This is a genomic window from Nostoc sp. DedQUE05, assembly GCF_034530955.1.
GTDB lineage: Bacteria > Cyanobacteriota > Cyanobacteriia > Cyanobacteriales > Nostocaceae > Nostoc.
Map to the genome: position 1 here is coordinate 49708 of NZ_JAVRCB010000016.1, position 24624 is coordinate 74331.

General features: G+C 39.8%; 17 protein-coding genes. 11 read left to right on the forward strand and 6 right to left on the reverse strand.

Annotated features, from left to right (window positions below):
- Positions 1 to 60 precede the first annotated feature (60 nt).
- The 4 genes from RMZ42_RS14180 (at position 61) to RMZ42_RS14195 (ending at position 5437) form a co-directional block, all read left to right on the forward strand.
- The gene (locus tag RMZ42_RS14180; protein ID WP_322671989.1) at positions 61 to 2334 is read left to right on the forward strand and encodes a M48 family metalloprotease; all 2274 of its coding nucleotides are present in this window, start codon (positions 61 to 63) and stop codon (positions 2332 to 2334) included.
- A 709-nt stretch (positions 2335 to 3043) separates the two neighbouring features.
- Entirely contained in the window at positions 3044 to 3550 is a 507-nt protein-coding gene (locus tag RMZ42_RS14185) for an RNA-binding protein (protein ID WP_322671990.1), read from the forward strand.
- Between the two features lie 457 nt (positions 3551 to 4007).
- Positions 4008 to 4448, forward strand: coding sequence for a SufE family protein (locus RMZ42_RS14190; protein ID WP_322671991.1), 441 nt, complete (start codon positions 4008 to 4010; stop codon positions 4446 to 4448).
- 89 nt (positions 4449 to 4537) lie between these two features.
- Positions 4538 to 5437 carry an alpha/beta hydrolase gene (locus RMZ42_RS14195; RefSeq protein ID WP_322671992.1) on the forward strand — a complete coding sequence of 300 codons (900 nt, stop codon included), beginning with the start codon at positions 4538 to 4540 and terminating at the stop codon, positions 5435 to 5437.
- A gap of 86 nt (positions 5438 to 5523) precedes the next feature.
- Here the strand turns inward: RMZ42_RS14195 and RMZ42_RS14200 are convergent, their stop codons facing one another.
- A complete protein-coding gene (locus RMZ42_RS14200; protein WP_322671993.1) occupies positions 5524 to 6876 on the reverse strand; it encodes a HEAT repeat domain-containing protein in 1353 nt (450 codons plus the stop codon).
- Between the two features lie 303 nt (positions 6877 to 7179).
- Between RMZ42_RS14200 and RMZ42_RS14205 the strand changes: the two genes are divergently transcribed.
- From RMZ42_RS14205 to RMZ42_RS14225, 5 genes are all read left to right on the forward strand, one after another.
- Positions 7180 to 8151, forward strand: coding sequence for a GTP-binding protein (locus tag RMZ42_RS14205; protein ID WP_322671994.1), 972 nt, complete (start codon positions 7180 to 7182; stop codon positions 8149 to 8151).
- A gap of 86 nt (positions 8152 to 8237) precedes the next feature.
- A complete protein-coding gene (locus tag RMZ42_RS14210) occupies positions 8238 to 9299 on the forward strand; it encodes a WD40 repeat domain-containing protein (protein ID WP_322671995.1) in 1062 nt (353 codons plus the stop codon).
- A 78-nt stretch (positions 9300 to 9377) separates the two neighbouring features.
- Positions 9378 to 9650: a hypothetical protein gene (locus tag RMZ42_RS14215; protein ID WP_322671996.1), complete on the forward strand. Its 273-nt coding sequence runs from the start codon at positions 9378 to 9380 to the stop codon at positions 9648 to 9650.
- Positions 9651 to 9664: 14 nt separating this feature from the next.
- Positions 9665 to 9808 carry a hypothetical protein gene (locus RMZ42_RS14220; RefSeq protein ID WP_322671997.1) on the forward strand — a complete coding sequence of 48 codons (144 nt, stop codon included), beginning with the start codon at positions 9665 to 9667 and terminating at the stop codon, positions 9806 to 9808.
- Positions 9809 to 10139: 331 nt separating this feature from the next.
- Complete coding sequence (locus tag RMZ42_RS14225; RefSeq protein WP_322671998.1) at positions 10140 to 11744, forward strand: NAD(P)H-quinone oxidoreductase subunit N; 1605 nt, start codon at positions 10140 to 10142, stop codon at positions 11742 to 11744.
- Positions 11745 to 11829: 85 nt separating this feature from the next.
- On the opposite strand, the gene RMZ42_RS14230 is transcribed toward RMZ42_RS14225, so the two are convergent.
- From RMZ42_RS14230 to RMZ42_RS14245, 4 genes are all read right to left on the reverse strand, one after another.
- Positions 11830 to 13221 (reverse strand): ATP-binding protein, encoded by a 1392-nt coding sequence (locus tag RMZ42_RS14230; RefSeq protein ID WP_322671999.1) that lies wholly within the window; start codon positions 13219 to 13221, stop codon positions 11830 to 11832.
- 86 nt (positions 13222 to 13307) lie between these two features.
- Positions 13308 to 13850: a methanogen output domain 1-containing protein gene (locus RMZ42_RS14235; protein WP_322672000.1), complete on the reverse strand. Its 543-nt coding sequence runs from the start codon at positions 13848 to 13850 to the stop codon at positions 13308 to 13310.
- 250 nt (positions 13851 to 14100) lie between these two features.
- Positions 14101 to 14229, reverse strand: a complete 129-nt coding sequence (locus RMZ42_RS14240) for a hypothetical protein (RefSeq protein ID WP_322672001.1) — start codon at positions 14227 to 14229, stop codon at positions 14101 to 14103.
- A 42-nt stretch (positions 14230 to 14271) separates the two neighbouring features.
- Positions 14272 to 15591, reverse strand: a complete 1320-nt coding sequence (locus RMZ42_RS14245; RefSeq protein WP_322672002.1) for a response regulator — start codon at positions 15589 to 15591, stop codon at positions 14272 to 14274.
- A 637-nt stretch (positions 15592 to 16228) separates the two neighbouring features.
- On the opposite strand from RMZ42_RS14245, the gene RMZ42_RS14250 reads away from it, so the two are divergent.
- Both RMZ42_RS14250 and RMZ42_RS14255 read left to right on the forward strand, forming a co-directional pair.
- Positions 16229 to 17263: a terpene synthase family protein gene (locus RMZ42_RS14250; RefSeq protein WP_322672003.1), complete on the forward strand. Its 1035-nt coding sequence runs from the start codon at positions 16229 to 16231 to the stop codon at positions 17261 to 17263.
- A gap of 157 nt (positions 17264 to 17420) precedes the next feature.
- Positions 17421 to 18818 (forward strand): cytochrome P450, encoded by a 1398-nt coding sequence (locus tag RMZ42_RS14255; protein WP_322672062.1) that lies wholly within the window; start codon positions 17421 to 17423, stop codon positions 18816 to 18818.
- A 98-nt stretch (positions 18819 to 18916) separates the two neighbouring features.
- Here the strand turns inward: RMZ42_RS14255 and RMZ42_RS14260 are convergent, their stop codons facing one another.
- Positions 18917 to 24595 (reverse strand): AAA family ATPase, encoded by a 5679-nt coding sequence (locus RMZ42_RS14260; protein ID WP_322672004.1) that lies wholly within the window; start codon positions 24593 to 24595, stop codon positions 18917 to 18919.
- Positions 24596 to 24624 lie beyond the last annotated feature (29 nt).

Here is a 24624-nt window from a genome sequence, read left to right on the forward strand (position 1 = left end):
AGGTTCGCGCTTTTGCACAAACGTGGATCATTTAGAAGAGATTGGAGTGCCAGAATTTGTATGCCTTCACATGCCAAACCATCTTTGGAGGCTGGTTTAGTTGCCCTCAAGCAGGGAAATTACCAAACAGCGATCGCTCAACTAGAACCTATTGCTAGCAGCCATAATGGGACTGCTAGCTTACAAGCTCAGGTTGGTTTAGTGATGGCTTATGCTCGCACTGGCGAAGTTTCCAAAGCGATCGCTATTTCCCAGAATCTCATTGAGAGTAACAATCCGCAAGTTCAAGAGTGGGCAACACGCGCTCTCGAACACCTGACAAAACGTAAAAAATCCGATCGAGAATCAAAAAAAGTCGAAACTGGATTTGTTCCCTTTGAGAATTCAACGCCAGCAGATTCAACCCCCATTACTCCCCCGGAAACTCCTACATCAGAGGAAAAACCAAACGATCGAGTCATAGAAACCAAAAGCGACGACATCCCGCCGATGGTGCCACTAGCTAGACTCAAAGCGACATTAGCGACACCGCCACCACCGCCACCATTGGCTACACCCCTAAGCGGCTTCATGGGTTCTGTTACCCGCACTCAAGCCAAATTATTCGGCGTTATTTATTGGCGGCAAGCACAACGAGCCAAAGCATGGCAACCACTACGTAAACCAAAATTAATTCCCTTGCGGCTACTATCGGCAGGGACATTTATCGCCCTGTTTTGGGTAATACGAGAAATCCTCAAGTTGGCATTAGGATTAATCAACCAGACTTTAGTCAAACTACCTTATCTGGAGCCAATACAGTTTTTATACCAAGATCCTACTCAACTGTTGCTGATCGCATTGGTGATTTTAATCGGGGTATCACCTTGGTTGCTGGATCTGCTACTGGCGAACTTGTATGGTCAGCGAGAATTTCCGAAAGATGTATTGAATACTCATAGCCGCGAAGCTGTTCGGGTGCTACAACGTTGTTCCCAACAGCGGCACTGGCCGTTACCCAAACTGCGGATTTTACCAACGGCTGCACCAATTATTCTGACTTATGGTAGTTTACCACGTAATGCCAGGATTGTTGTGAGTCAAGGGCTATTAGAGCAGCTGGCAGATGATGAAATCGCCATTATTTACGCCACGCAGCTAGGGCATATTGCTCACTGGGATTTTGCTGTAATGTCTTTGTTGCTGTTGGTTACACTACCAACTCACAAGCTATATCAGCAAGTGTCGGAGTTGGGAGACAAAATATCAGCGAAAATTTGGCGTTGGCCAGTGACAATTCTGGCAAGTCTAATTTATGGAATTTGGTGTTTGCTGACTGGAACTGGATTGTGGTTGTCGCGGTTGCGGCTTTATTATAGCGATCGCGTCGCTGCTGAAATTACTGGTAATCCCAATGCTCTGATTCGCGCTTTACTCAAAATTGCCATTGGCATCGCCGCTGATATCCAAAAACAAGAACACACCAGTTGGCAACTGGAAAGCTTAAATCTTTTAACACCAGTCAGCTACCAACAGAGTTTATCTTTGGGCACTATTGCCAGTAATCTATCTTTTGAATCCTTTTTAAAGTGGGATACGGCCAATCCCTATCGCCGATGGTTTACGATTAATAATAGCCATCCTTTAATGGGCGATCGCATCGAACGCCTCTGTCAAATAGCCCGTCACTGGCATCTAGACACCGAACTACATTTTGATAGCGTTCCATCAAAGGTTAAGCGTCAGTCTTTTCTATTACAAGTCGCTCCCTGGTTGGGAATTCCTCTAGGGGTTCTGTTTGCAGCTTTCGTCTGGCTAACCTGGCAACTAGCATTCACACTCAAGTTTTTAAATCTAAAGTGGATATATGAAGATTGGTCTTTTATTACAGGCTGCCTTCTGATTGGCTTTAGCATCGGTACTGTGATGCGGATTAATTCTTTCTTCCCCGATATTAAACCTGCCACCGTACAAACTGACGACAGCTTACCCAACCTGTTAGCTGATCCTTCTGCCTTACCTATTGATAGCGTCAGCGTGCGTCTTGTGGGTAAATTATTAGGTCGTCAAGGCACTAGTAACACCCTAGCGCAAGATTTAATCTTGCAATCCAGCGCAGGTTTGGTGAAATTGCACCACATTTCTTGGCTAGGACAGTCAGTCAATCACCAGGATCTAATCGGGCGGCAAATTATCGTCACAGGTTGGTTCCGGCGAGGAGCAACACCTTGGATCGATATCCAAACCCTAGAAACTCAAAGTGGTAAAACCATTCATAGCCCTCATCCTATTTGGTCTACTTTTTTAGCTGTTGCAGCACAGGCTTGGGGCGCATACGTCTTTTTAACTGGTTAGTCATTGGTCATTGGTCATTAGTCATTGGTCATTAGTCATTAGTCATTGGTCATTAGTTATTGGTTATTAGTCATTGGTTATCAACAAAGGACAAAGGACAAAGGACAAAGGACAAATTGGAATGTAAAGAAAAGTTGCAGGTTTCCTTAACAAATGTTACATTTATTTACACAAACAAGAGCAACCGACATAACTCAGCATCACCGCTTAGTTGTGAATTTAGGTGCTTTTTCCCCGCTCTATACCTTTTTATCCTCCCAACACAGCAGCAAATTAACCAGCCACTGGCTGGTTTTTGTTTCAAAATATGCTCACTTGCATAAAAAAATGTGTTTTATGTTACGATCTAGTAATAGTAATGCTGAAAATGTAGGCGCTAAACTAGCTACGTAGAAAATACCGTGGTAATGTAAGGAATGGTATTTGATTCTGCGAAAAAGGGCATAGAAGAAAGCGTGTACTTTAGCAGGCAATAGGCTATTAAATTTACAATTCTTAGAATTAAGGTGTTATTAGCTCACCATTAGTGTGAGCCTTTGGATTAAACAAGCTTGATCCCGACGAAAAACTGTATTGTTGTATAAGTTGACAGTTTCGAGCAAAAAAATTGGTTTATGGCAGTCTTGGTCAATAGCATCTATTTAAAAGCCAAAGCTAAGTGATTGTTTTCTTGCCTTGCCATGTTCATTCAACTCTGGAGGTATAGTTCATGTCCGTTCGCCTATATATAGGTAATTTGCCTAAAGATGAAATAGATCGTCAAGATCTGCAAGCCGTTTTTGCAGCAGAAGGTGATGCTGTAACTACTAAATTAATTAAAGACCGCAAAACTGGCAAATGCCGTGGTTTCGGTTTTCTTACAGTCAACAATGACGAACAAGCTGACGAAATTATTGAAAAGTATAATGGTCAGATGTTCAAAGACACTCCCATTAAGCTAGAGAAGGCATTACCTCGCACAAAGGGTGAAGAGGGCGACGAGCAAGCTCCTAAACCAGTTACTCTTGCTAATAATAGTACGCCAACTCCTGCCCCCAACAGAGAAGGTAGCCGTCGTGAGAAAAGCTCTAAGAAGCCTCGTCGTGGCGGCGGTGGCGGTGGTTCTCGCGAAACCAGCACCACAACCACCGATTCAGACGCTATTCGTCCAGATCCTCGTTGGGCTTCGGAATTAGAAAAGCTGAAGCAGATGTTAGCTGCACAAACTACGAATTAATCCTTAAGGGAGAGAAGTTAAAAATTAAAAATCAGAATTTTTTTTTGATTTTTAATTTTTAATTATTGTTGATAATTATCTAGCTGCTTGGTTAAATATACTTGCAGCTAATTTTGTAAGTGCGTAAGCATCGTATTGTCAAATCGTGGAGAATTGAGGGTTGAAATTTCAACGCAGAGGGACGCAAAGGTAAGCGCAGAGGTACGCAGAGAATATGCTACGAAGTTATATAGTTTTCTATTTAGAATAAAATTAAGTTTTTGTAATTAGAGGCATTGAAAAACCTGGACGATGGGGATGCAATGCCTAGGTTGGGCTGCGCCTACGCAGTAATTAGCTGGATTTGATAAATTAGAGTCAGTAATGGCAAGCTTGATAATGCCAAGAGAACCAGAGGCGCGATCGCTTTCAAGATAATCTACACTCAAGGTGATACCGATCGTTTGCAGCTTCTGTTATGTCCTCAATTCTAGATTCTTTGCCACCTGCGCTCGCTAAAATTGTCCAGCGCTTTCAACGCGCTTCCGAACCGAAACGACGCTACGAACAGCTAATCTGGTATGCTCAGAAGCTCAATGAGTTCCCAGAAGCTGACAAATTACCCGAAAATAAAGTTCCTGGTTGCGTGTCTCAAGTTTATATCACAGCAGCCTTGGATGACGGTAAGGTTGTGTTTCAGGGCGATTCCGACTCCCAATTAACCAAAGGATTAGTCGGGCTTCTGGTTGAAGGATTACATGGATTAACGCCAAGTGAGATTGTCCAGCTTACTCCAGATTTTATTCAAGAAACAGGTTTAAATGTTAGCCTGACACCTTCCCGTGCTAATGGATTTTACAATATTTTTAAAACCATGCAAAAAAAAGCATTGGAATGTAAGTTAGATTTGCCTAGCTAAACTTGGTTATTTTAGTCATTTGTCATTAGTCATTGGTCATTAGCAAAGGACAAATGACAAATAAGGTACAACTACCAAAATTTAGTCTTATGTCAACAAATTTATTATCTACCCCTGCTACTGGCTTTGGTGGAGTAGTTCAAGAATATCTCTGGAATTGGGAAAATCAGCAATTGCGCGTTGTTTATGAAACCCTTGGTAAAGGTTCACCGTTATTGCTACTACCATCTTTCAGCAGTGTTTCGACGCGTTTGGAAGTCGGCGAACTTGCCAAGTTACTAGCTCCCAATTTTCAAGTTGTAGCCATAGACTGGCCTGGATTTGGTGAATCTTCTCGCCCTAGTTTGAATTATCGACCGGAAATATATCAGCACTTTCTGGAAGATTTTGTCAAAGCTATTTTTAATACTCCCATTACCGTGGTGGCGGCTGGTCATGCTGCTACATACGTTTTACAATTAGCTGTCAAACAGGCTGTTTTCTCAAAAATTGTATTGTTGGCTCCTACTTGGCGTGGGCCTTTACCAACAATGGGGGCAAGTCAACAGATAGCTGGCATTGTGAGAGAATTGGTGCGATCGCCTATACTTGGTCAAGCTCTCTACAAACTCAACACTACTCAATCTTTCTTAAGTTTTATGTACCGCCGTCATGTCTTTACTGACGCGGCTAAAATTACACCCAGTTTCATTGAGAAAAAGTGGCAAACAACTCAACAACCAGGAGCGCGATTTGCATCTGCTGCCTTTGTAACTGGTAATCTCGATGCTGTACGCGAACAATCTGATTTTCTGGGACTTGTAAAGTCTTTAACCGTACCGCTCATGGTAGTAATTGGAGAATCCAGCCCCCCTAAATCACGAGAAGAAATGAACGCTTTGGTAGCCTTACCAGGAGTGAAAAGCGTTGTTATTCCTGGTTCTTTGGGACTGCATGAAGAATACCCAGCAGTTGTTTTAGAAGCAGTTCAAGATTTTTTGTTCTCTTGAGAAAATTAAATCCTCATACCAAAACGCAAAGAATTATTTTGCGCCTTGGTGCGAGATTAAAATTAGTTCAAGCTACTGCTGCTTCCCTACCTTAAGCGGGTTTTAGAAAACAAGCGGGAATCTTTTTCTTTTTTGAGGAAATTAAGAGAACGACGCAAACGTTTTTTTCCTTCTGCAAACCCAGGTAAATTTGCATACTCAGACTTGGGATTTTCTGCAATATTTAAAGCCGTTTCTAAGTAGGATATGGCGAGATCCACTTCTTGATTAGATAGCTTAGTTGCGTTATCTTGCCAGCTTTCAGCGATGCGTCCCAAAGCTTCTTCTGCATTATATTTAAGCTCCAGTTTCTTCAAAGCTTCAATAAGCACCGGGACGGCTGTTGCTGCTTTTTCCCCCATGCTTTCTAAGGCAGAGGCAGCACTTGAACGAACCTGAAAGTCCAAATCATTTTTCAAAGCTTCAATAAGTGCGGGGACTGCGGTTGCTGCTTTTTCACCGATGAATTTCAAAGCATAGGCAGCATTTGAGCGAACTTTTGCATTTTTATCCTCTTTTAAAGCTGTGATGAGTACAGGCACGGCTTTTACTACTTCTTCACTCTTGCGTTCCCAAATACCAACCCTTCCCAAAATAGAGGCAGCACTTATACGAACCAAATCATTTTTGTCTTTCAATGCTTGGATAATTACAGGAAATAGCGATGTTGTATCTTTCGCCATATTACTCAAAGCACTAGTAGCATTTGATCGCACTTGCTCGTTGTCATCTTTGAGTGTTTCCATGAGTACGGGAATTGCTGCTTTCAGTTCGTTTGTGAGTTTGACGTTAAAGTTGTCATCGCTAGAATAAGTAAAACTCATAGATCGAAAAGCTATGAGCGCAGCTAACCGCACTTCCGTATCACTGTCTTTGAGTGCTGCAATGACAACGGGGATGACTGCTTTCACGTCAGGGGTAGATTTATTTAAGTCGTTGCCAGCAATGCTAATCAAAGCTGAGACAGCACAAACGCGAACTTCCGCATCTGGATCGTTTTTTGAGGCGGTAATTAAGTTTGGAATTACCTGACTAGCTACTTTTTTATCAATGCTTCCCAACAGGTGAGCAGCATCGGCACGCAGTTTTGTATCCCGGTTTCGTAACGCTTTAACTAAATCAGAAACAGCTTGTGAACCAATTCTTTGCCTAGCTCTAGCTGTTCTTTCAGAGCCACAATAATTCCTGTTTGGTTCTTGGTAACTTGAAACACTCAGTGTGCGCTCCTTCTCTTGTCCCCAGACGTTGCCTATCGGCAACATAGATAACCAAAGGCATAAAAATGAAATTTCTAACGCTACTTGAAATTTAACTAAAAAGTTGACTGGAATAAATGCAGATGCTTGACCTGTTTGAGTTACTTGCTTTTTCGAGCAGCTAGTGTTTTTTGAAACCACCACGCTTCTCCATCAAAGTATAGTTTTTTATGTGATGATTATCATAAATTTCCTATTCTTGTCAAGCTACTAACCTGCAACTTATGGCAGAGTAAACTAGCTTGGATGCAATATTCCTACCAAGCTATGCCAAGTTATGAATATTTATTACTTATTACAGATGCACAAAAATAAAGTGCTTCTTGATTAAATTATGTAATGATTTTGCTGAAACCCAAAATAACAGCAAGTTCGCACAAAAATATAAAAAGATTTATCATGGGCGATAATGATTATCCACAAGGTGAGACAAGAGGAATTTAGAGTATGGTGGCTGACGTAATCAACAATTCAGTTCCCGTTACTGTTCTTACAGGCTATTTGGGAGCAGGTAAAACGACTCTACTCAATCACATCCTCACCTACGAACATGGCAAAAAAGTTGCTGTGATTGTTAATGAATTTGGGGAAGTGGGTATTGATAATCAATTGATTATCGATGCAGATGAAGAAATATTTGAAATGAACAATGGTTGTATCTGTTGTACAGTGCGCGGCGATTTAATTCGCATCATTGGCAATTTGATGAAGCGGCGCGATAAATTTGACCATTTAGTAATTGAAACAACTGGATTAGCCGATCCTGCGCCAGTGATTCAGACATTTTTTGTTGATGAAGATTTGCAAAGTCAACTGTCTCTCGATGCAGTGGTGACAGTCGTAGATGCCAAGCACATTTGGCAGCACTGGGATGCAGACGAAGCCCAAGAACAGATTGCTTTTGCCGATGTAATTTTACTTAATAAAACAGATTTAGTAGCGCCAGAAGAGTTGAATGAATTAGAAAAACGGATTCGGGCGATGAATGCGATCGCAAAAATCTACCGTACCCAAAATTCTGAACTAGGAATGGATGCTTTATTAGGTGTAAAAGCCTTTGATTTAGAACGCGCATTAGAAATCGATCCAGATTTCTTAGGCGAAGATGCCCACGTACACGATGAAACTGTCTATTCTGTAGCTTTAGTAGAAGCAGGTGCAGTTGATGGAGAAAAATTAAACGCTTGGCTTTCGGAATTACTGCGTACTCAAGGCCCCGATATTTTTCGGATGAAAGGCATTTTAAATATTGCTGGAGAAGATAATCGATTTGTATTCCAAGGAGTACACATGATATTTGATGGCAAACCCGATCGCCCCTGGAAACCCAGCGAAACTCCTAAAAACGAACTAGTTTTTATTGGTCGTAACCTTGATGCAGCCCAACTCAAACAAGATTTTCTCGCTTGTCTAGCGTAAATAAAAAGTTAGGAGTTATGAGTTATGAGTGATGAGTTAAAAATTCCTAACTTCTAACTTCTAACTCCTCACTATTGTAGAAAATTATGAACTCCACAACCAGCAAATCTAAGGAATTTGAACAACACTATTCGGGGACACTTTCAGATTATGTAACAGCGATCGCTTGGTCGCCACAAGGTCAAACTTTAGCAGCAACTTCCGCCGCCGGGGAAGTAGTTTTGTGGAATGATGGCGAACTCACAACTTTACAAACTGGTAACGGTAAATCAGTAGACTGTCTAGCTTTTTCACCAGATGGAAAATTTTTAGCCGTTGGCGGACAAGATGGACAGGTAAAAATTTGGCGCGACACTGAATTAATCGCCACGTTAGAAAATGCCCCTGCATGGGTTGACAAGCTAGCTTGGAATTACACCAGTAACCAACTGGCTTTTAGTTTGGGGCGTTACGTCCAAGTTTGGGATGCAGATACTCGTGAAATTGTCGTAACGCTGAATTTCGACAACTCTTCAGTATTGGGTATAGATTGGCGCATTGACGGGGAATACTTAGCCATTAGTGGTTATAAAGGAGTCAAAATTTGGCACAGTAAAAACTGGGATGAAGAACCATACAGCTTAGATATGACTACTGTCAGTTTAGCTATGGCTTGGTCGCCCGATGGCAAATTCCTGGCTTCTGGCAACATGGATCGTAGTGTCACCGTTTTGGAATGGAACAACCCCGATCCTTGGGTGATGCGTGGCTTCCCTGGTAAAATTCGCCAATTGGCATGGTCAGAAGCTATGACCAAAGTAGGTGCGCCAATACTGGCATCTTCTAGCGTTGAAGGTATTGTAGTGTGGGAAAAGCTAGAAGATGATAATTTAGGTTGGGAAGCACGAGTCTTAACAAATCATGTGGGTGTAATTAATGCGATCGCCTTTGCACCCAAAAGCTTCCTTCTGGCTTCTGCTGCTGCTGACGGCTGGTTATGTTTGTGGAACCAAGCCAAAGAAGTATCCCAAATTATCACAGGTGTCTCTGGAGGATTTTCTAGCCTAGCTTGGCATCCCCAAGGTAAGTTATTGGCCGCAGGGGGTGAACAGGGCGAATTACTTGTATGGTCAAAGGTTTTGCGGGGTCAAGGATTCGGGCGTAGTTGAGCAATACTTGGTAATTAAAATTGAAGCTGGGCAATTTATTAGCTATGCTGTATCAGCAAAGCTATCTTTGTGTGAATTATGAAAATTGTCAAACTGATTTTACTTGCCTGTCCCGCATTTCTGATATCCATGCTGCTGGTAGTCAATCCAGCAAACGCATCTAGCCTAAAATCTACATACGCTACCCAAATTATGACGGTAGTATCTACACAACAAATTCCCGATCTGGCAACACCAAACTTGATTCAAACATCTCATCCGATTATCGATCGAGTTGGTTGTAATTGTACCAACTGTGTTCAGTCTAAATTTCAGTCGCTACAAGGCAAGCTGCCATCCGCCGATTTTTAATAAATTTAGGAGTTATGAATATTGTACGGGCACAGTATTGCTGTGCCCTTATTAATTTTATGAGCTTTTTGTCGGTGGCGATCGCCTACGGCACGCTACGCGATCGCGCTGACTGCGACATAATTATTTATGTAATCAAGGTATTCACTAAAGATTAAAATAATTCGTAATTGATAATAAGTAATTCTTAATTACTATCAGTAATAACTTGTACCATTTTTCATTACAAATTACGAATTACGTAGCTTGCTTCTCCCCTTTGGCGAGTATTACGAATTATTTGGTCACGCCTGAAAAACGAAGTAGGAAAGTTGTTAAGTAAATCCCTGGATACTGAGAAAGCTGCTGGTAAGCTGGTGAAGTTGGTGCAGATAGCGATTGCATCCAAGCTGTTAAGCTCTTGTTAAAAGAGCTAGTCCGGGGATTAGAAAACTTGCTAGAGTGAACAGAGTTAGCCTTAATGTCTAATCCCCAAAACCTATACATCTCATGGATTTTGCTAATATTGCATCCCAGCTAAACGCTGGAACGATTTTGCCAGAGGGGATTGTTATTCTCACCCTCTTGGGGGTTTTGATTGTTGATTTGATTTTGGGGCGTACATCTGGACGCTGGATTGGATATCTAGCGATCGCAGGTTTATTTGCTTCGATTATCGCCCTATATTTTCAATGGGACTCTCCCAATCCTATCGGTTTTACCGGTGGCTTTAATAGTGATGACTTGAGTATCGTCTTTCGCGGTATTATTGCCTTGTCTGCGATTGTGACTATACTGATGTCAATTCGCTACGTTGAGCAGAGTGGCACCTCTTTAGCAGAATTTCTCGCTATTTTGCTGAGTGCTACTTTGGGAGGGATGTTTTTATCCGGGGCTAGTGAGTTGGTGATGATTTTCATCTCCCTAGAAACCCTGAGTATCTCCTCTTACTTGTTGACAGGTTATACCAAGCGTGACCCCCGCTCCAACGAAGCGGCGCTGAAATACTTGTTAATTGGAGCTTCCAGTACAGCAATATTTTTGTACGGTGTATCCCTGCTGTATGGACTATCTGGAGGACAAACCGAACTTAGTGCGATCGCTAATGGCATTGCCACAGCAAAAGTGGGACAATCTTTAGGTTTAGTGATTGCCCTGGTATTTGCGATCGCGGGTATTGGCTTCAAAATCTCCGCTGCACCCTTCCACCAGTGGACACCAGACGTTTACGAAGGCGCTCCCACCCCAGTCATCGCCTTTTTATCTGTCGGTTCCAAAGCAGCTGGTTTTGCCTTAGCCATCCGCTTGTTAACAACAGCCTTCCCCCTTGTTGCTGACGAGTGGAGGTTTGTCTTCACAGCTCTAGCCGTTCTCAGCATGATTTTGGGTAACGTAGTCGCCCTAGCCCAAACCAGCATGAAACGGATGCTAGCTTATTCATCCATTGCCCAAGCTGGGTTTGTGATGATTGGCTTGATTGCTGGTACTCAGGCAGGATACGCCAGTATGATATTCTACTTACTGGTTTACCTGTTCATGAACCTGTGCGGCTTTACCTGCATCATTCTGTTTTCACTGCGGACAGGAACCGACCAGATTGCCGAATACTCTGGCTTATATCAGAAAGACCCACTCCTAACACTAGCGTTGAGTATCTCCCTGCTTTCCTTGGGTGGTATTCCACCATTAGCTGGGTTTTTCGGCAAGATTTACTTATTCTGGGCTGGTTGGCAAGCCGGACTTTATTGGTTAGTTTTGCTGGGCTTAGTTACCACCGTCGTCTCCATCTACTACTACATTCGCGTAGTTAAGATGATGGTAGTAAAAGAACCCCATGAAATGTCCGACGCGGTGAAGAATTATCCCCAAGTGCGTTGGGATTTGCCTGGGTTAAGACCTTTGCAGGTTGGGTTGGTGCTAACATTTATTGCCACTTCTATAGCAGGGATTTTGTCAAATCCACTGTTTACGCTGGCTAACAACTCTATTTCCCATACCGCATTTTTGCAAGCAACAATCAACACTAATGTAAAAGCAGAAAATCCACTGCTTTTACCAAAGTTAGATTCGGTTAGTCAGTCGGAATCCTCTGTTGATTCTACTGCCAAGATATAACTGAGTCTCAACCAGATTTTGTAATCAAAAACACGCCTGTTTGCTAATGAGCATACAGGCGTTGTTATATCTTTTAACTGAAATTTTATAAGGCTGATTGAATAGGTATTTTAATTACAAATTCTGCACCTTTTTCTGGAACAGAAAAACAGTTAAGTTGCCCGTTATGTTTTTCAACTATAATTTGATAGCTTATATATAACCCTAGTCCAGTACCTTTACCCACAGTTTTAGTGGTAAAAAACGGATCGAATAGCTTTGAGCGAACTTGTTCATTTATCCCCAAACCATTATCAGCAATACTAACTTCTATCCATTTTTCATCGATTAGCTCAGTTTTAATTTGAATTTGGGGATTATTATTTATCAGTTTTTGACTTTCAGTTTTTTGTGTATTTACTTCTGAATACTGACTGTTGAGCGCTGATGCTTCCAGTGCATCGATTGCATTAGCAAGAATATTCATAAACACTTGATTGAGTTGACCAGGATAGCAAGTTACATTTGGTAGCTGACTATATTTTTTGATAACTTTGATTTCTGGGTACTCATGCCTAGCTTGCAGGCGATGCTCCAAAATCATCAAAGTACTATCAATTCCTTCATGAATATTGACTTGCTTAAGTTCTGCTTCATCCAGCCTGGAAAAATTACGTAGTGATTTAACAATTTCCTGAATGCGTTCTGCTCCCACTTTCATGGATTGGAAGAGTTTGGTTATATCTTGAATCAAAAAATCTAAGTCTATTTCTTCTACTTGCTGTTGGATTTCTGGAAGAGTATTTGGAAAAGCTTGTTGATAAACTTCGACTAATTTCAGTAAATCCTGAGTATATTTATGAGCGTGGTGAAGGTTCCCATAAATAAAACTCACGGGGTTATTAATTTCATGAGCAATACCAGCGACCATCTGGCCTAAACTAGACATTTTCTCAGCTTGGATAAGCTGAGTTTGGGTAAGCTTTAGCTCATTTAGTGTGTCTTGTAAAGCAGTTGTACGTTCCTCGACCCGAATTTCTAGCTCTTGATTCGCTTTCTTGAGCGCTTCCTCTGCTTGTTTCCGTCTCTGAATTTCTTTGGCTAACTCATCAATTTTTTCGTTCAAGAGAACGAAATTACTGCTGGTTAGAGTTCTATTTTCCAAGCGTAAGAGAATTAAAGCTGAAGATTCAGGAGACCAAGGTTGAATAACGGCTCCTTGGCTACGACATATTAACGTTTGTCCATCATTCTTTCGTAAAGTCAAAGAGCCAATCACCATTGCCCTGCTACTTGAACAAGCTTGCAGATACTTTACAATATCGTTAGCAGGCTCAGTTACAATTTCAAAAAGTATTTTTCCCTGCAATTCTTGACGGCGTAACCCCAACATATCTGCTAATGGTTGATTGGTAGCTAACAGCTCACCCTCTCCGCTTACCAGAAGTAAAGGTTCTGGTAAAACTCTGGCAAATTCAAGAAATTGTTCAGGAGTCATGGGGCTTCTACTTTCACGGTTTGACTCTACTTTACATATCTGCACTAAGCTTAATCCTGGAGTTATTTTGTTTGATAGTGAAGGATTTACACAGATTCTAGTCCCCTAAAGTATTCTCGACCTTCTGCATCTTCTGCCTCTTCTGTAAGTTTTAAGTAAACAATAACTTTACATCCAGAATTACCTTCTGCTATTGTCTCTTGCAATTCTACTTTTGCATATCCTAGATTATTAGCTGCGATCGTTCCAAAAACGTTTGAAGTCATCATGCACATGGCAGGGCGATTAATTACTTTATCGCCAAATGGGCAAACACGGTTGCCAAAGACAATTTTTTCATCATTCTGCTCAATGACATAAAAATCGCCCTGGATTCGTTTTTTTAAATCAATCAAGACATCAGCTACCTGCTTACGAGAAAGGTTAGAGATTTCCAGGGCAGATTTATAATCTTGGTTAATCTGCCTTCCCATCCTTTCACCAACAACGCTAATAAATCCCGAAGCTTCTTTTAAACCCACTACATCCTGCAAAGTACCAGATAATTCTCTGATTAGTGTACGTAAAAATATGTCGCGTTCTAAAGAAATATTAAGCGTAGCTATTGAGTCCTTGGGTACATCGATCATAAATTTTGAGAATACAATCTTGGAAGTACACTTATAGAGTTCCCCAAAATTTCTCTAAAGTAACTACTTAATCTTTTTATTTTGAGAATTTAATGTTTGCTTTTGGTTCTAATGAAAAAATGTCGATAAGAAATTATGAGCCTTATCGTTGTGACAGTTTACGGTTTTGCATAGTCTCTTCTAGGTTAAGTCCCCATTATTTTTTCTAACCCTCCTTCAAGAGTGGGGAATTAGATCGAGTCTTAAAAGGTTAGCCAGCAAAAATAATCCCAGCTTTTGGTATATCTTTTGCAAGAGAACTGGCACATTGCTGAAGAACTTCTTCAACTGCTGCAAGAGAATCTGGATCGTTACTGTGGTCTACTACTGCCTCGAACATAAATTTATTTATTATGTTAATAAATGTAGCTTACTATAATTATTAAATAGGAAGTTTAATGATAAATTCTGAACCTTGCCCTATTGATGAATTTACCTCTAGAGTTCCTCCATGTTTTTCGACAACAATCTGACGAGCAATTGATAAGCCTAATCCTGTGCCTTGACCCACAGGCTTGGTGGTGAATAAATAGTCAAAGATTTTTTGTTGGACATCAGCCGACATTCCCACGCCATTATCTTTAATCCTAATCGAGATATAATTTTTATCTTCAGTGAGAGTGGTTTGAATCAAAATTTGATTAGGATTTGCATCAATTTCCATATAGGTAAGTCCTATATTAGACTCCTCTAAAGCATCAATAGCATTAGCTAATAAATTCATAAATACTTGATTTAGTTGTCCGATAAAACATTCTAATTCTGGCAATATATCGTAATCTCTAATTACTTGAATATCGGGTCGATCTTCGGATGCTTTTAAACGGTGTTTTAGAATCATAATTGTACTGTCTATACCATCATGAATGTTGCAATACACTTTGCGATCGCTATCTGCTCGAGAAAAGGTTCTCAAGCTGGTACTAATGTTGCGAATGCGCTGAATTCCCTCTTTCATTGAGGAAATTAAATTAGGTAGATCGGCAAGTATATACTTCAAATCTATAGCTGCAATTTCCTCTTGAATTTCTGGAACTGGATTAGGATAGTGTTCCTGATAAAGGTCAATAATGTTAATCATGTTTTGGAAATATACTGAAGCGTGTCCAAGATTGCCATGAATAAAACCAACTGGATTATTAATTTCATGAGCAACTCCTGCTACTAATTGACCAAGAGCAGACATTTTTTCCGTCTGTACAAGCTGAAGTTGAGACTCTTGTAAGTCTTTTAATGCCCTAGATAATGCTGATGTCCTTTCTAAAACTCGTTTTTCTAAAGTTTTTGTGAGATTTCGTAATTGAAGATGGGTTTTAATTCTAGCTAATAATTCTTCTTGATGAAAGGGTTTTGTGATATAATCAACTGCTCCTATATTTAGACCCTTTACCTTACTATGAGTATCAGAATTAGCTGTCATAAAAATTACGGGGATATCACAAGTAGCTGAATTTTCTTTTAGTCTTTTGCAAGTTTCAAATCCATCTATTCCTGGCATCATCACATCTAATAAAATTAAATCGGGAAGTTGATACTCAACCTGCTTCAGTGCTTTTTCTCCATCATTTTCTGTGATAACTTTAAAGCCTACATTAGTTAATGTATCAAAGACAATTTCTAAATTAGTAGTAGTATCATCTACCACTAAGATTAAACTATCTTCTGGGGTGTAAAGCATTTTCATATCTGGTTTTTCATTCATATATTTAAATTAATTTTATTCATTGTTAGTTATTGCCTCTTGCCTTGCGATCGCAGCTAATTCCCCTCTATTTTCTTGGTAGACAGGCTGCCAATTTATCGTCTGACAACCCTATAGTTCCCAAAAACTCTGATAACAGCAACATTTTCACGCTAAATTGCCTATAGCTTTGCGTTGGGGCGATCGCTAATGGACATCGATACACCAAAGTTTAAAATCCTTTTTTATAAAGGCGATCGCTCTGAAATTAGTTATTTATACCCTTGTCTTTTTATAAGAGTAGCGCTGGCCCAGAAAAACATTGTTGATGCCATAAGTTAATTTTTTCATTTTGTCAACAGTATTTATCATGAGTATTCCTAGATATAATTTTTTTTATAAAAAAATATCATTTTAGACAATTACCGTATATTTACGGTTATTTTTTTTTTAAACATAGAACAATATTGTTTAACTTTAAAAATACTCATGTAGATTTACACACTACTAACAGTACGGTGACGTAAATACGATCTACACACTGTATATATATGGTGTTACAGTGAGTTATTTTCAAAAGTTTTTATAGGCTCTCTATGAGTCTATTGATTTTATTATCCTGTACTTTATGTTAGTTACTTCTAACTAATATATTTCTATGAAGGAATTACTTTCCTCCGATTTATACTGTCCATTTTCATCCCATATCAATAAGCATATTGATGTTTTAGAAGAGTATGCTCTTGAATGGGTAACTCGCTTTAACCTACTGGCAAATGAATCAGTTTATCGACGTTTCACCAAGTCAAATTTTTTCAAGCTCGTAGCAGGTGCTTATCCTTACTGCAATCTAGAAAAAATAAAGATTGCCAGTGACTTGTTCAGTTGGCTGTTTATTTGGGATGACCAATGTGATATGTCAGATTTAGGCCAACAACCTGAAGCACTTAAGCTTTTTCACCGAAGATTTATTGAAGTACTAAATGGAGCAGAACTTACAAGCAACGATATACACCTTAGCTATGCTTTAAGTGACCTACGACAACGGATGCTCCAAATAGGGAGCATAAAATGGTTCCATCACTTTGTTTTTAGCTTTGAGGAATACTTCGCTGGATGTGTACAGGAAGCAAGTAACCGCGCACAGGAAATAATACCGGATATTGATACTTATATCAGAATACGAAACTTAAGTTCGGCGGGGGATCTTACCGTAGTATTGATTGAATTTTGCGATCAATTGCTGATTCCTGATATTTTACGACAGCACAAGATTTTCAAAAAACTCAAGGAGAAGACAATTAATATTCTTGCCTGGTGTAATGATATCTTCTCGTATTCTAGAGAAATGGCAAGTGGTGATGTTCACAATTTAGTATTAGTATTGTACTATCAACAGCAACTACCTCTAGAAATAGCGATTAAGCGTGCAGTCGATATCCACGACCGAGAAGTACGAGAACTGATCGAACTAGAAGCATGTCTGCCATCTTTTGGAGAAGAAGTAGATGCTGAACTTACAAAGTATATTTCAGGAATGTATGCCTGGATACGGGGCAATCTAGATTGGTATTTTAATTCCGATCGCTATCAAACTATAGAAAGACTGGAGTTAGTAGAAACTTTAGAGCTAGATAAATCTCAAAGCAATATGCAAGTACTTTCAAACATGAAAGTTTTACTACCATCATAAGTAAAAATATACTATCTCAGAGAATATTTTTCACGATGCTCCCAACGATTTTTTTAAAGGTGTTGGGAGCATCTAGAATTTTACTGCTTCAAAGTTAATCAATATTACCCCATAACTAACAATACAAAAATAACGCAATTTCAGTATGAAAAATCAAATGCAACTACCTAATCCACTAAAAACTCCCCCTTTGCTCCAGAAAATCCAGTGGGTTGCAGACCCCGTTAGTTTTATGGAAAATGCAGCTCAGCAATATCCTGACATTTTTACTGCTGAGGTAATTGGTTTTGGGGAGACTGTGGTTTTTGTGAACCATCCTCAAGCAATTAAGGAAATTTTCACTAACGATCGGAAGAAGTTTTTATTCGTTGGCAGAGGGAACAAAATATTTGAACCCTTAGCCGGGGAATATTCACTCCTCATGCTGAACGGTGAACACCATAAACGGCGGCGAAAACTCACAATGCCTTCCTTTCATGGCGACAGAATGCGAGCCTACGGCTCTTTGATTTCTAATCTCACCGAACAAGTCTTTAGCCAGTTACCACTAAATCAGCCCTTCTTAGCTCGTACTGCAATGCAGGAAATTTCTCTGCAAATTATTTTACAAGCTATTTTTGGCTTGCATAAGGGAGGACGTTACGACAAAATCAAGCGCTTAATGGCGTTGCTTTTGGATCTCTTTAGCTCACCCTTTACTTCTAGCTTCCTTTTTTTCCCCTTCCTGCAACAAGATTTAGGAGCTTGGAGTCCTTGGGGATGGTTTCTGCGTCAACGGCAACAAATTTATGAATTGCTTTACGCTGAAATTGCCCAACGCCGGGAAGAACCTAATCCAGATCGCATCGATATTTTATCCTTGCTGATGTTAGCGCGGGATGAAGCGGGTAATCCGATGACAGATCAAGAGTTGCGTGATGATTTGATGACACTGATGGTAGCAGGACATGAAACCGTGGCAACAGCAATGGCTTGGGGATTGTATTGGATTCATCATTTACCGAAAGTCCGAGATAAATTGCTTCAAGAACTTGATTCCCTCGGTGATTCCCCAGATCCCATGAGCATTTTCCAACTACCTTATCTCACAGCTGTTTGTAATGAAACATTGCGAATTCACCCGATCGCAATGTTCGCGTTCCCCAGGATAGTCCAAGAACCCTGTGAACTACTAGGACATCCTTTAGCTTCTGGAACATTACTGGTTCCCAGTATTTACCTGACTCATCAGCGTGAGGATTTATATCCGCAGCATCAGCAATTTAAACCAGAACGCTTTTTAGAACACGAATTTTCTACTTATGAATTTTTGCCCTTTGGTGGTGGAGTTCGTCGCTGTATAGGTGAAGCTTTGGCTATGTTTGAAATGAAGCTAGTATTAGCAAAAGTACTGTCAGGCTATCAACTTGCTCTAGCTGGTAAGCGGCCAGAGCATCCTCAACGTCGAGGTTTTGCACTTGCGCCTGCTAATGGGGTGAAGATGGTAGTTACAGGACGACATGTGCGTGAAGAGCCTCGAGTGAATATGACAACTACATCCACATCGGTCTTTTAATAATCTGTCAGAGCGATTTGAATAAATATTATAAACGCAGCTTTTCACAAAAACTGCGTTTTTAGTACTCTTAGATTTGGACTCGATCAATTACTCATCTAACCCTCTAACTGTTGCATTGGTATCTCAATAGTAAACTCAGTCCCTTTTCCCGGTGTAGAATTACAGGTTAAACTACCTTTGTGTTTGTCCACGACAATCTGGTAGCTAATTGACAACCCTAAACCCGTACCACTTCCTACTGACTTGGTGGTAAAAAATGGGTCAAATATTTTCTGCTGCACGGCTTTTGTCATGCCAGAACCGTTATCAGTAATCCGAATTATTGCCGTATTAGAATTTGTTAGTTCAGTAAAAATATGAATTTGTCGTACACGATGAGAAGTCGGTGACGTATCTATATCATTTGTTAATTCTTCTCGCTCGTTTATTAATGATGGATGAGCTATGATAAATAACTCTTCTAAAGCATCAATTGCATTACTCAGAATATTCATAAATACCTGATTTAGTTGACCAGGGTAACAAATAACTTCCGGTAATTGTCCATATTTTTTGATGACTTCAATTTCTAGTAAATTGCTATTTGGTTTCAGTCGGTGCTGCAAAATCATTAAGGTGTTGTCTATTCCCTCATGAACATCTACAGGTTTCATTTCAGCTTCATCTAAGCGAGAAAAGTTACGTAAGCCCAAAACAATATTTCGGATACGCGAACTCCCTACTTTCATGGAATCTAGAATCTTGAGAAGGTCTTCTGATAAAAAATCTATGTCAATCTCCTCAGATTTCTCTTCAATTAAAGGGGATGGATGGGGATATTCTTGCTGATAAATAACTATCAAATCCAGCAACTCTTGGACATACTCGCTAGCATGATTGATATTGCCATGAATAAAGTTAATCGGGTTATTTATTTCATGAGCAATTCCCGCCACCATTTGTCCCAAAGAAGACATTTTTTCACTTTGAATTAATTGGATTTGGGTACTTTGCAATTCTTGTAAAGTTTGTTGTAAACATTGATTTTTGTCATTGAGTTCTTGGGTTCTTTCCTGAACCTTTCCCTCTAGGGTATGGTTGTATTCCTCCAAGCTTTCTTTAGCTTGTGCCAAGTTTTTATAAAGAATAGCATTCTCTAGGGATATTGCTGCTTGAGTGGTGAGAAGTTTGAGAACTTCTATGCGATCGCGTGTAAATGCTCCTGTTGTCAGACGATTTTCTAGGTAAAGAATCCCAATTAATTTACCTTGATTTAGAAGAGGTATAGACAATAAGCTCTTAGGTTCTTCACTAGTGATATAACTATCACTTGCTAGAAAAGAAACAGCTATTGGATCATCAATAACCAAGATTTCTCTAGAGCGTTTAACATAGTTAATCAAAGTAATGGGAACATCGTAGCTTGATTCAAGGCAAGTTGATGGAAACTCAGTATAGGTATGCTCAAAATTTGAACTTGAACAAACTGCTGTGACAGTTAATGCTAAGTTATCACCTTCACTCAAAATTAAAGCGCATTTAGAAGCTCCTGCATTCTCCATAACAACTTCCATTAAAGTAGAAAGTAGTCGCTCAAGCTCGATTTCTCCAGAGAGTGCGTGAGATGCTTTAATGAATGCGGCTAAATCCAGAGAATCAGAAATACTTGTCTTCGAGCCAATAACAGTTTGTTGATTACTTAGAGTAGATAAAGATGATATAGATATGCTATTGAAAGAAGCGCTTTCCTCGCTAGCAGGGATACTCAGTTTTTGTTGCTGGGATATAGGAGTGAGTAATTGGGGATAGCGTTTTACTAAATCGTCAACTTTGGCTTTTGCTCCCCAATTAACGTATCCATAATAGGCATCAATTAAGTAGGTTTGGGCAATTTTCTGCTTGCCCCATTTTAGATAAAATTTAGCTGCAAGTTCCTGAGCTAAAGCTACTTCATTCTTGTAGTCATGCTCTTCAGCTAGGGAGATAGCACGGTCGTATTCTTCCATTGCTTCAAAATATTTCCCTTCAACTCGATACCTTTCTGCTTCTACCAAATAAAATTTATGGCAATTATTCATTGGGGCATGATATGCCCAATATTGCATCTTTTCCTGATTAGCTTGCACCCGATCGAGAATACGCTTTTGCTCTGAATCAGGTGCATCGGCGTACACCGCCAGTTTGGCCAGAGAATCGTAAAAATAGAAAACAGGAACAACTAGTTGTCCTGTACCACTATCTAAGTACTTTTCAGCTAGGGTGGCATTTTCAGCTGCTTGAGGGAACTGCTGAAACAAGTAGCATAAATGTAGTTTATGGAAATATAGATATAAAAGTCCGATTCCATCCTTGGCTTCCAAATGCAGTGGCAGCATTTTCTCCTCATCATAGGCTGCACCAATTAAACGACAAGGATTTTCTACAAACCCCAGTAAATTTAAGACACTTTGTTGATAGATACAATTCCAGTTAAACGCTCTTTCTTGCTTGATTTGCTTCAAAGCATTGCTGTAGTTTGCTATCTCGCGTTCCAGCCCTGTAAGTTCTCTACCAATAGAATAACAACAGAAGCAATAAAACTGAAGAAATAAAGCTGCAAATTCTAAATCTCCTGTTTCTATCGCTAGAGAGTAAGCTTCTAGTACAGTATTTAATGTTTCCTTAGGATGCTCCTTCCAATGACGGATACCTGCATGAAATACCTCCATAACTTTTGCTTCAACTTCTTTAGCATTGTACTTAGCCACCAAACTTAAAGCCAGTTTGCCAAAATCATAGCCAGACTGAATATCTCCCTTTTCACTACAGAGGATCGTTCCGTAAAGAACGTATGCAAAGGCAGACAAGGGGGCATTGCCATATTTGAGCGATAAGTTGATTTGTTTAAGAACAATCAGGAAAAAAAGTTCAGGAGTAACTGCATAGGCAAAAAAAAGCGCATTCGATAGAATCCGCATAACTACCAATGTTTGTTCTGCCGTCATTTCTGGCAGATCAATTAAATCCTCAATCCGCTTTTCATTTAAATTTAATGTTAGTTCAGCGATCGCTAGCTGAATATCTGACTGACTAGGATTTTCAGGCAACTCAACTTCCAACAATTTTAGAACACTTAGTGCAGTCCTGACAGATTCTAGTGCTTGGTTTTGCGCTCCATAAGCTTTAATTTTGACTTCATAAACTTTTACTTTTTCTAGCAGTGTTTTTGCTCGTGCCAACACTACTTCTACTAATTGCTCCATTTGCCTAAAGTCGCCAGCTAGATACGCAGCCTCTGCTCCTGTCTCATACAAAGCTAGGATTAGTTGATATTTAGTCTCCCAACTATCACTTGCGAGCAATTGGATGCCGATAGTTAAATACTTAACAGCGGCGGGATAAGCTGTTGATGCTAAAGCCTTACGTCCAGCAATTAGATTCATCTGGGCCAGTTCATCTCGTTTAGCTTGAGGGGAGATGAATTCTACTGCGATATTAAACTGATTGACAAGCTCAAAAATCTTTTCTTCCTGTTTTGCAACAGGAATATTGTTCAATAACAGTAGCCCAATTTTTAAGTGAATTGGCTTTTTTTGTTCTTCAGGAATTAAAGAATAAGCGGCTTGCTGCACTCTATCATGGACAAATTTATACTTGGGTAGCTGTAAATTAGAATTTGAACATTGTGTAGATTCTATTCCATGAACAATGAATTCTTGATTAGTATTATCTTTTGAAAAAATGCTGTAATTTTCAGATTGTGGTAAAATTAGCCCATCAAGTAACGCTTGCCACAAGTCTGATGCTGTATCTACTACAGATTTTTCATTAACGATCGCCAGAGTTTTTAAGTCAAATTGATTTCCAATACAGGCAGCTAGTTTCAAAACTTTTTGGGTATATATTGGCAATTTTTCTATTTGCAGGGCGATAAATTCTACTACATCATCTGTAAGAGCTAAATCTTTGATTTTTGAAATATCATACTGCCAATGACCAGCATCAAAATTTAATACAATTAGCCCATCATCATGTAAAGTTTTGAGAAATTGAACAGAAAAGAAGGGGTTGCCTTTAGTTTTAGCAAACACCATCTGGGTGAGAGGAACAGCAACCAATTCTGGACAATGAAGTGTCTCAGCAATTAGATGATTTAAATCGCCTTGATTTAAAGGTGCTAAAGTAATTGTATTAATGATTACTCCTGCTTTTTGAATCTCCTGTAATGTCAAAGAAAGCGGATGTGCCTTGGAAATTTCATTATCTCGATAGGAACCAACTAATAAGAAACCCCCTTTTGTTTCACGCATCTGTTCTGTCTCTTCTGAAATAGAAGACAACATACTTTCACACATTAATAACTGAATTAATTTCAAAGAAGCTGTATCTGCCCATTGCAAGTCATCGAGAAAGATAACTAGGGGATGTTCTTTAGTTGTAAAGATTTGGATGAATTTTTGAAACAATAAATTGAAACGATTTTTGGCAGCGCTGCCAGAGAGTTCTGTAACCTGAGGTTGTTTACCAATAATCTGTTCGAGTTCAGGAATGACATCAATAATCACCTGTGTTTGTGTACCTAATTCCCGCAGAATTTTGGATTTCCATTGTTGAATTTGAGCATCAGTTTCTGAGAGCAGTTGCCCAATTAAGTCCCGAAAGGCTTGCACTAATCCTGACAAAGGAATGTCACGTTGAAACTGGTCAAATTTTCCTTTGATGAAGTAACTACGCTGCCGCACAATAGGTTTGTGGACTTCATTAACCACGGCAGTTTTGCCAATGCCAGAGAAACCTGCGACTAATATCATTTCTGTTGCCCCGTCTGTCACACGCTTAAAAGCAGCAAGTAGAGTTTCAACTTCACTTTGGCGACCATAGAGTTTTTCAGGGATTACAAAACGGTCAGAGATGTCTCTCACGCCGAGTTTAAAGGGTGCAATATTTCCTGTTTCTTGCCACTGGCTTTGGCACACCTCCAAGTCATGCTTTAACCCCAAAGCACTCTGATAGCGGTCTTCGGCATTTTTTGCCATCAGCTTGCTGATGATGTCAGACAAAATTAGCGGAATATCGGAGTTAATCCGACTGGCTCTTGGCGGTTGTTTGGCAATGTGAGAGTAAACTAACTCCGTCGGATCTTTGCTGGTGAAAGGTAACTGTCCGGTGAGGAGCTGAAAGAAGGTGACACCGAGGGAATAAAAATCAGTGCGGTAGTCAATACCTCGGTTCATCCTTCCAGTTTGTTCTGGGGAAATGTAAGCCAGGGTACCTTCTAAGATGTTGGGATTCGTGAGAAATTGAATTTCTCTTGGCAAAAGGGTGGCAATACTAAAGTCGATGAGTTTGATTTCATTTGTGCTAGGGTTGATGAGGATGTTGGCAGGCTTGATATCTTTGTGAATGATGCGATCGCGATGCAGTCTTTCCAGGGTAGAAGCAATTTTAATCGCAATGTGGAAAAACTCGTTCAGGGAAAGCCAGTTTTCCTTTTTTACTTTGTCATCTATTTGCCAGTTTTGGAGGGAAATGCCACCAAAGTCTTCCATCACTAAAACATAGCTGTTACGGTAATTTTCTAAGCTATAGGTTTTGACTATGCCAGGAAAATCGAGGTTTTTGGTGATGATATATTGATTTCGGAACTGAGCTATTTCTGCAAAGGTAGGATATTCATTCCGCATCAATTTGAGAACGACTGATTTTTGGTCTTCTTCTCTAATACCTCGATAAACTAGAGTTTTACTGCCTGAGTAGATTTGTTCAGTAATGCGATAACCAGGAAACGAATATAATGTATCTAATACTACTAACATTGCGGACTATGCTCATAATTATTGTTTCT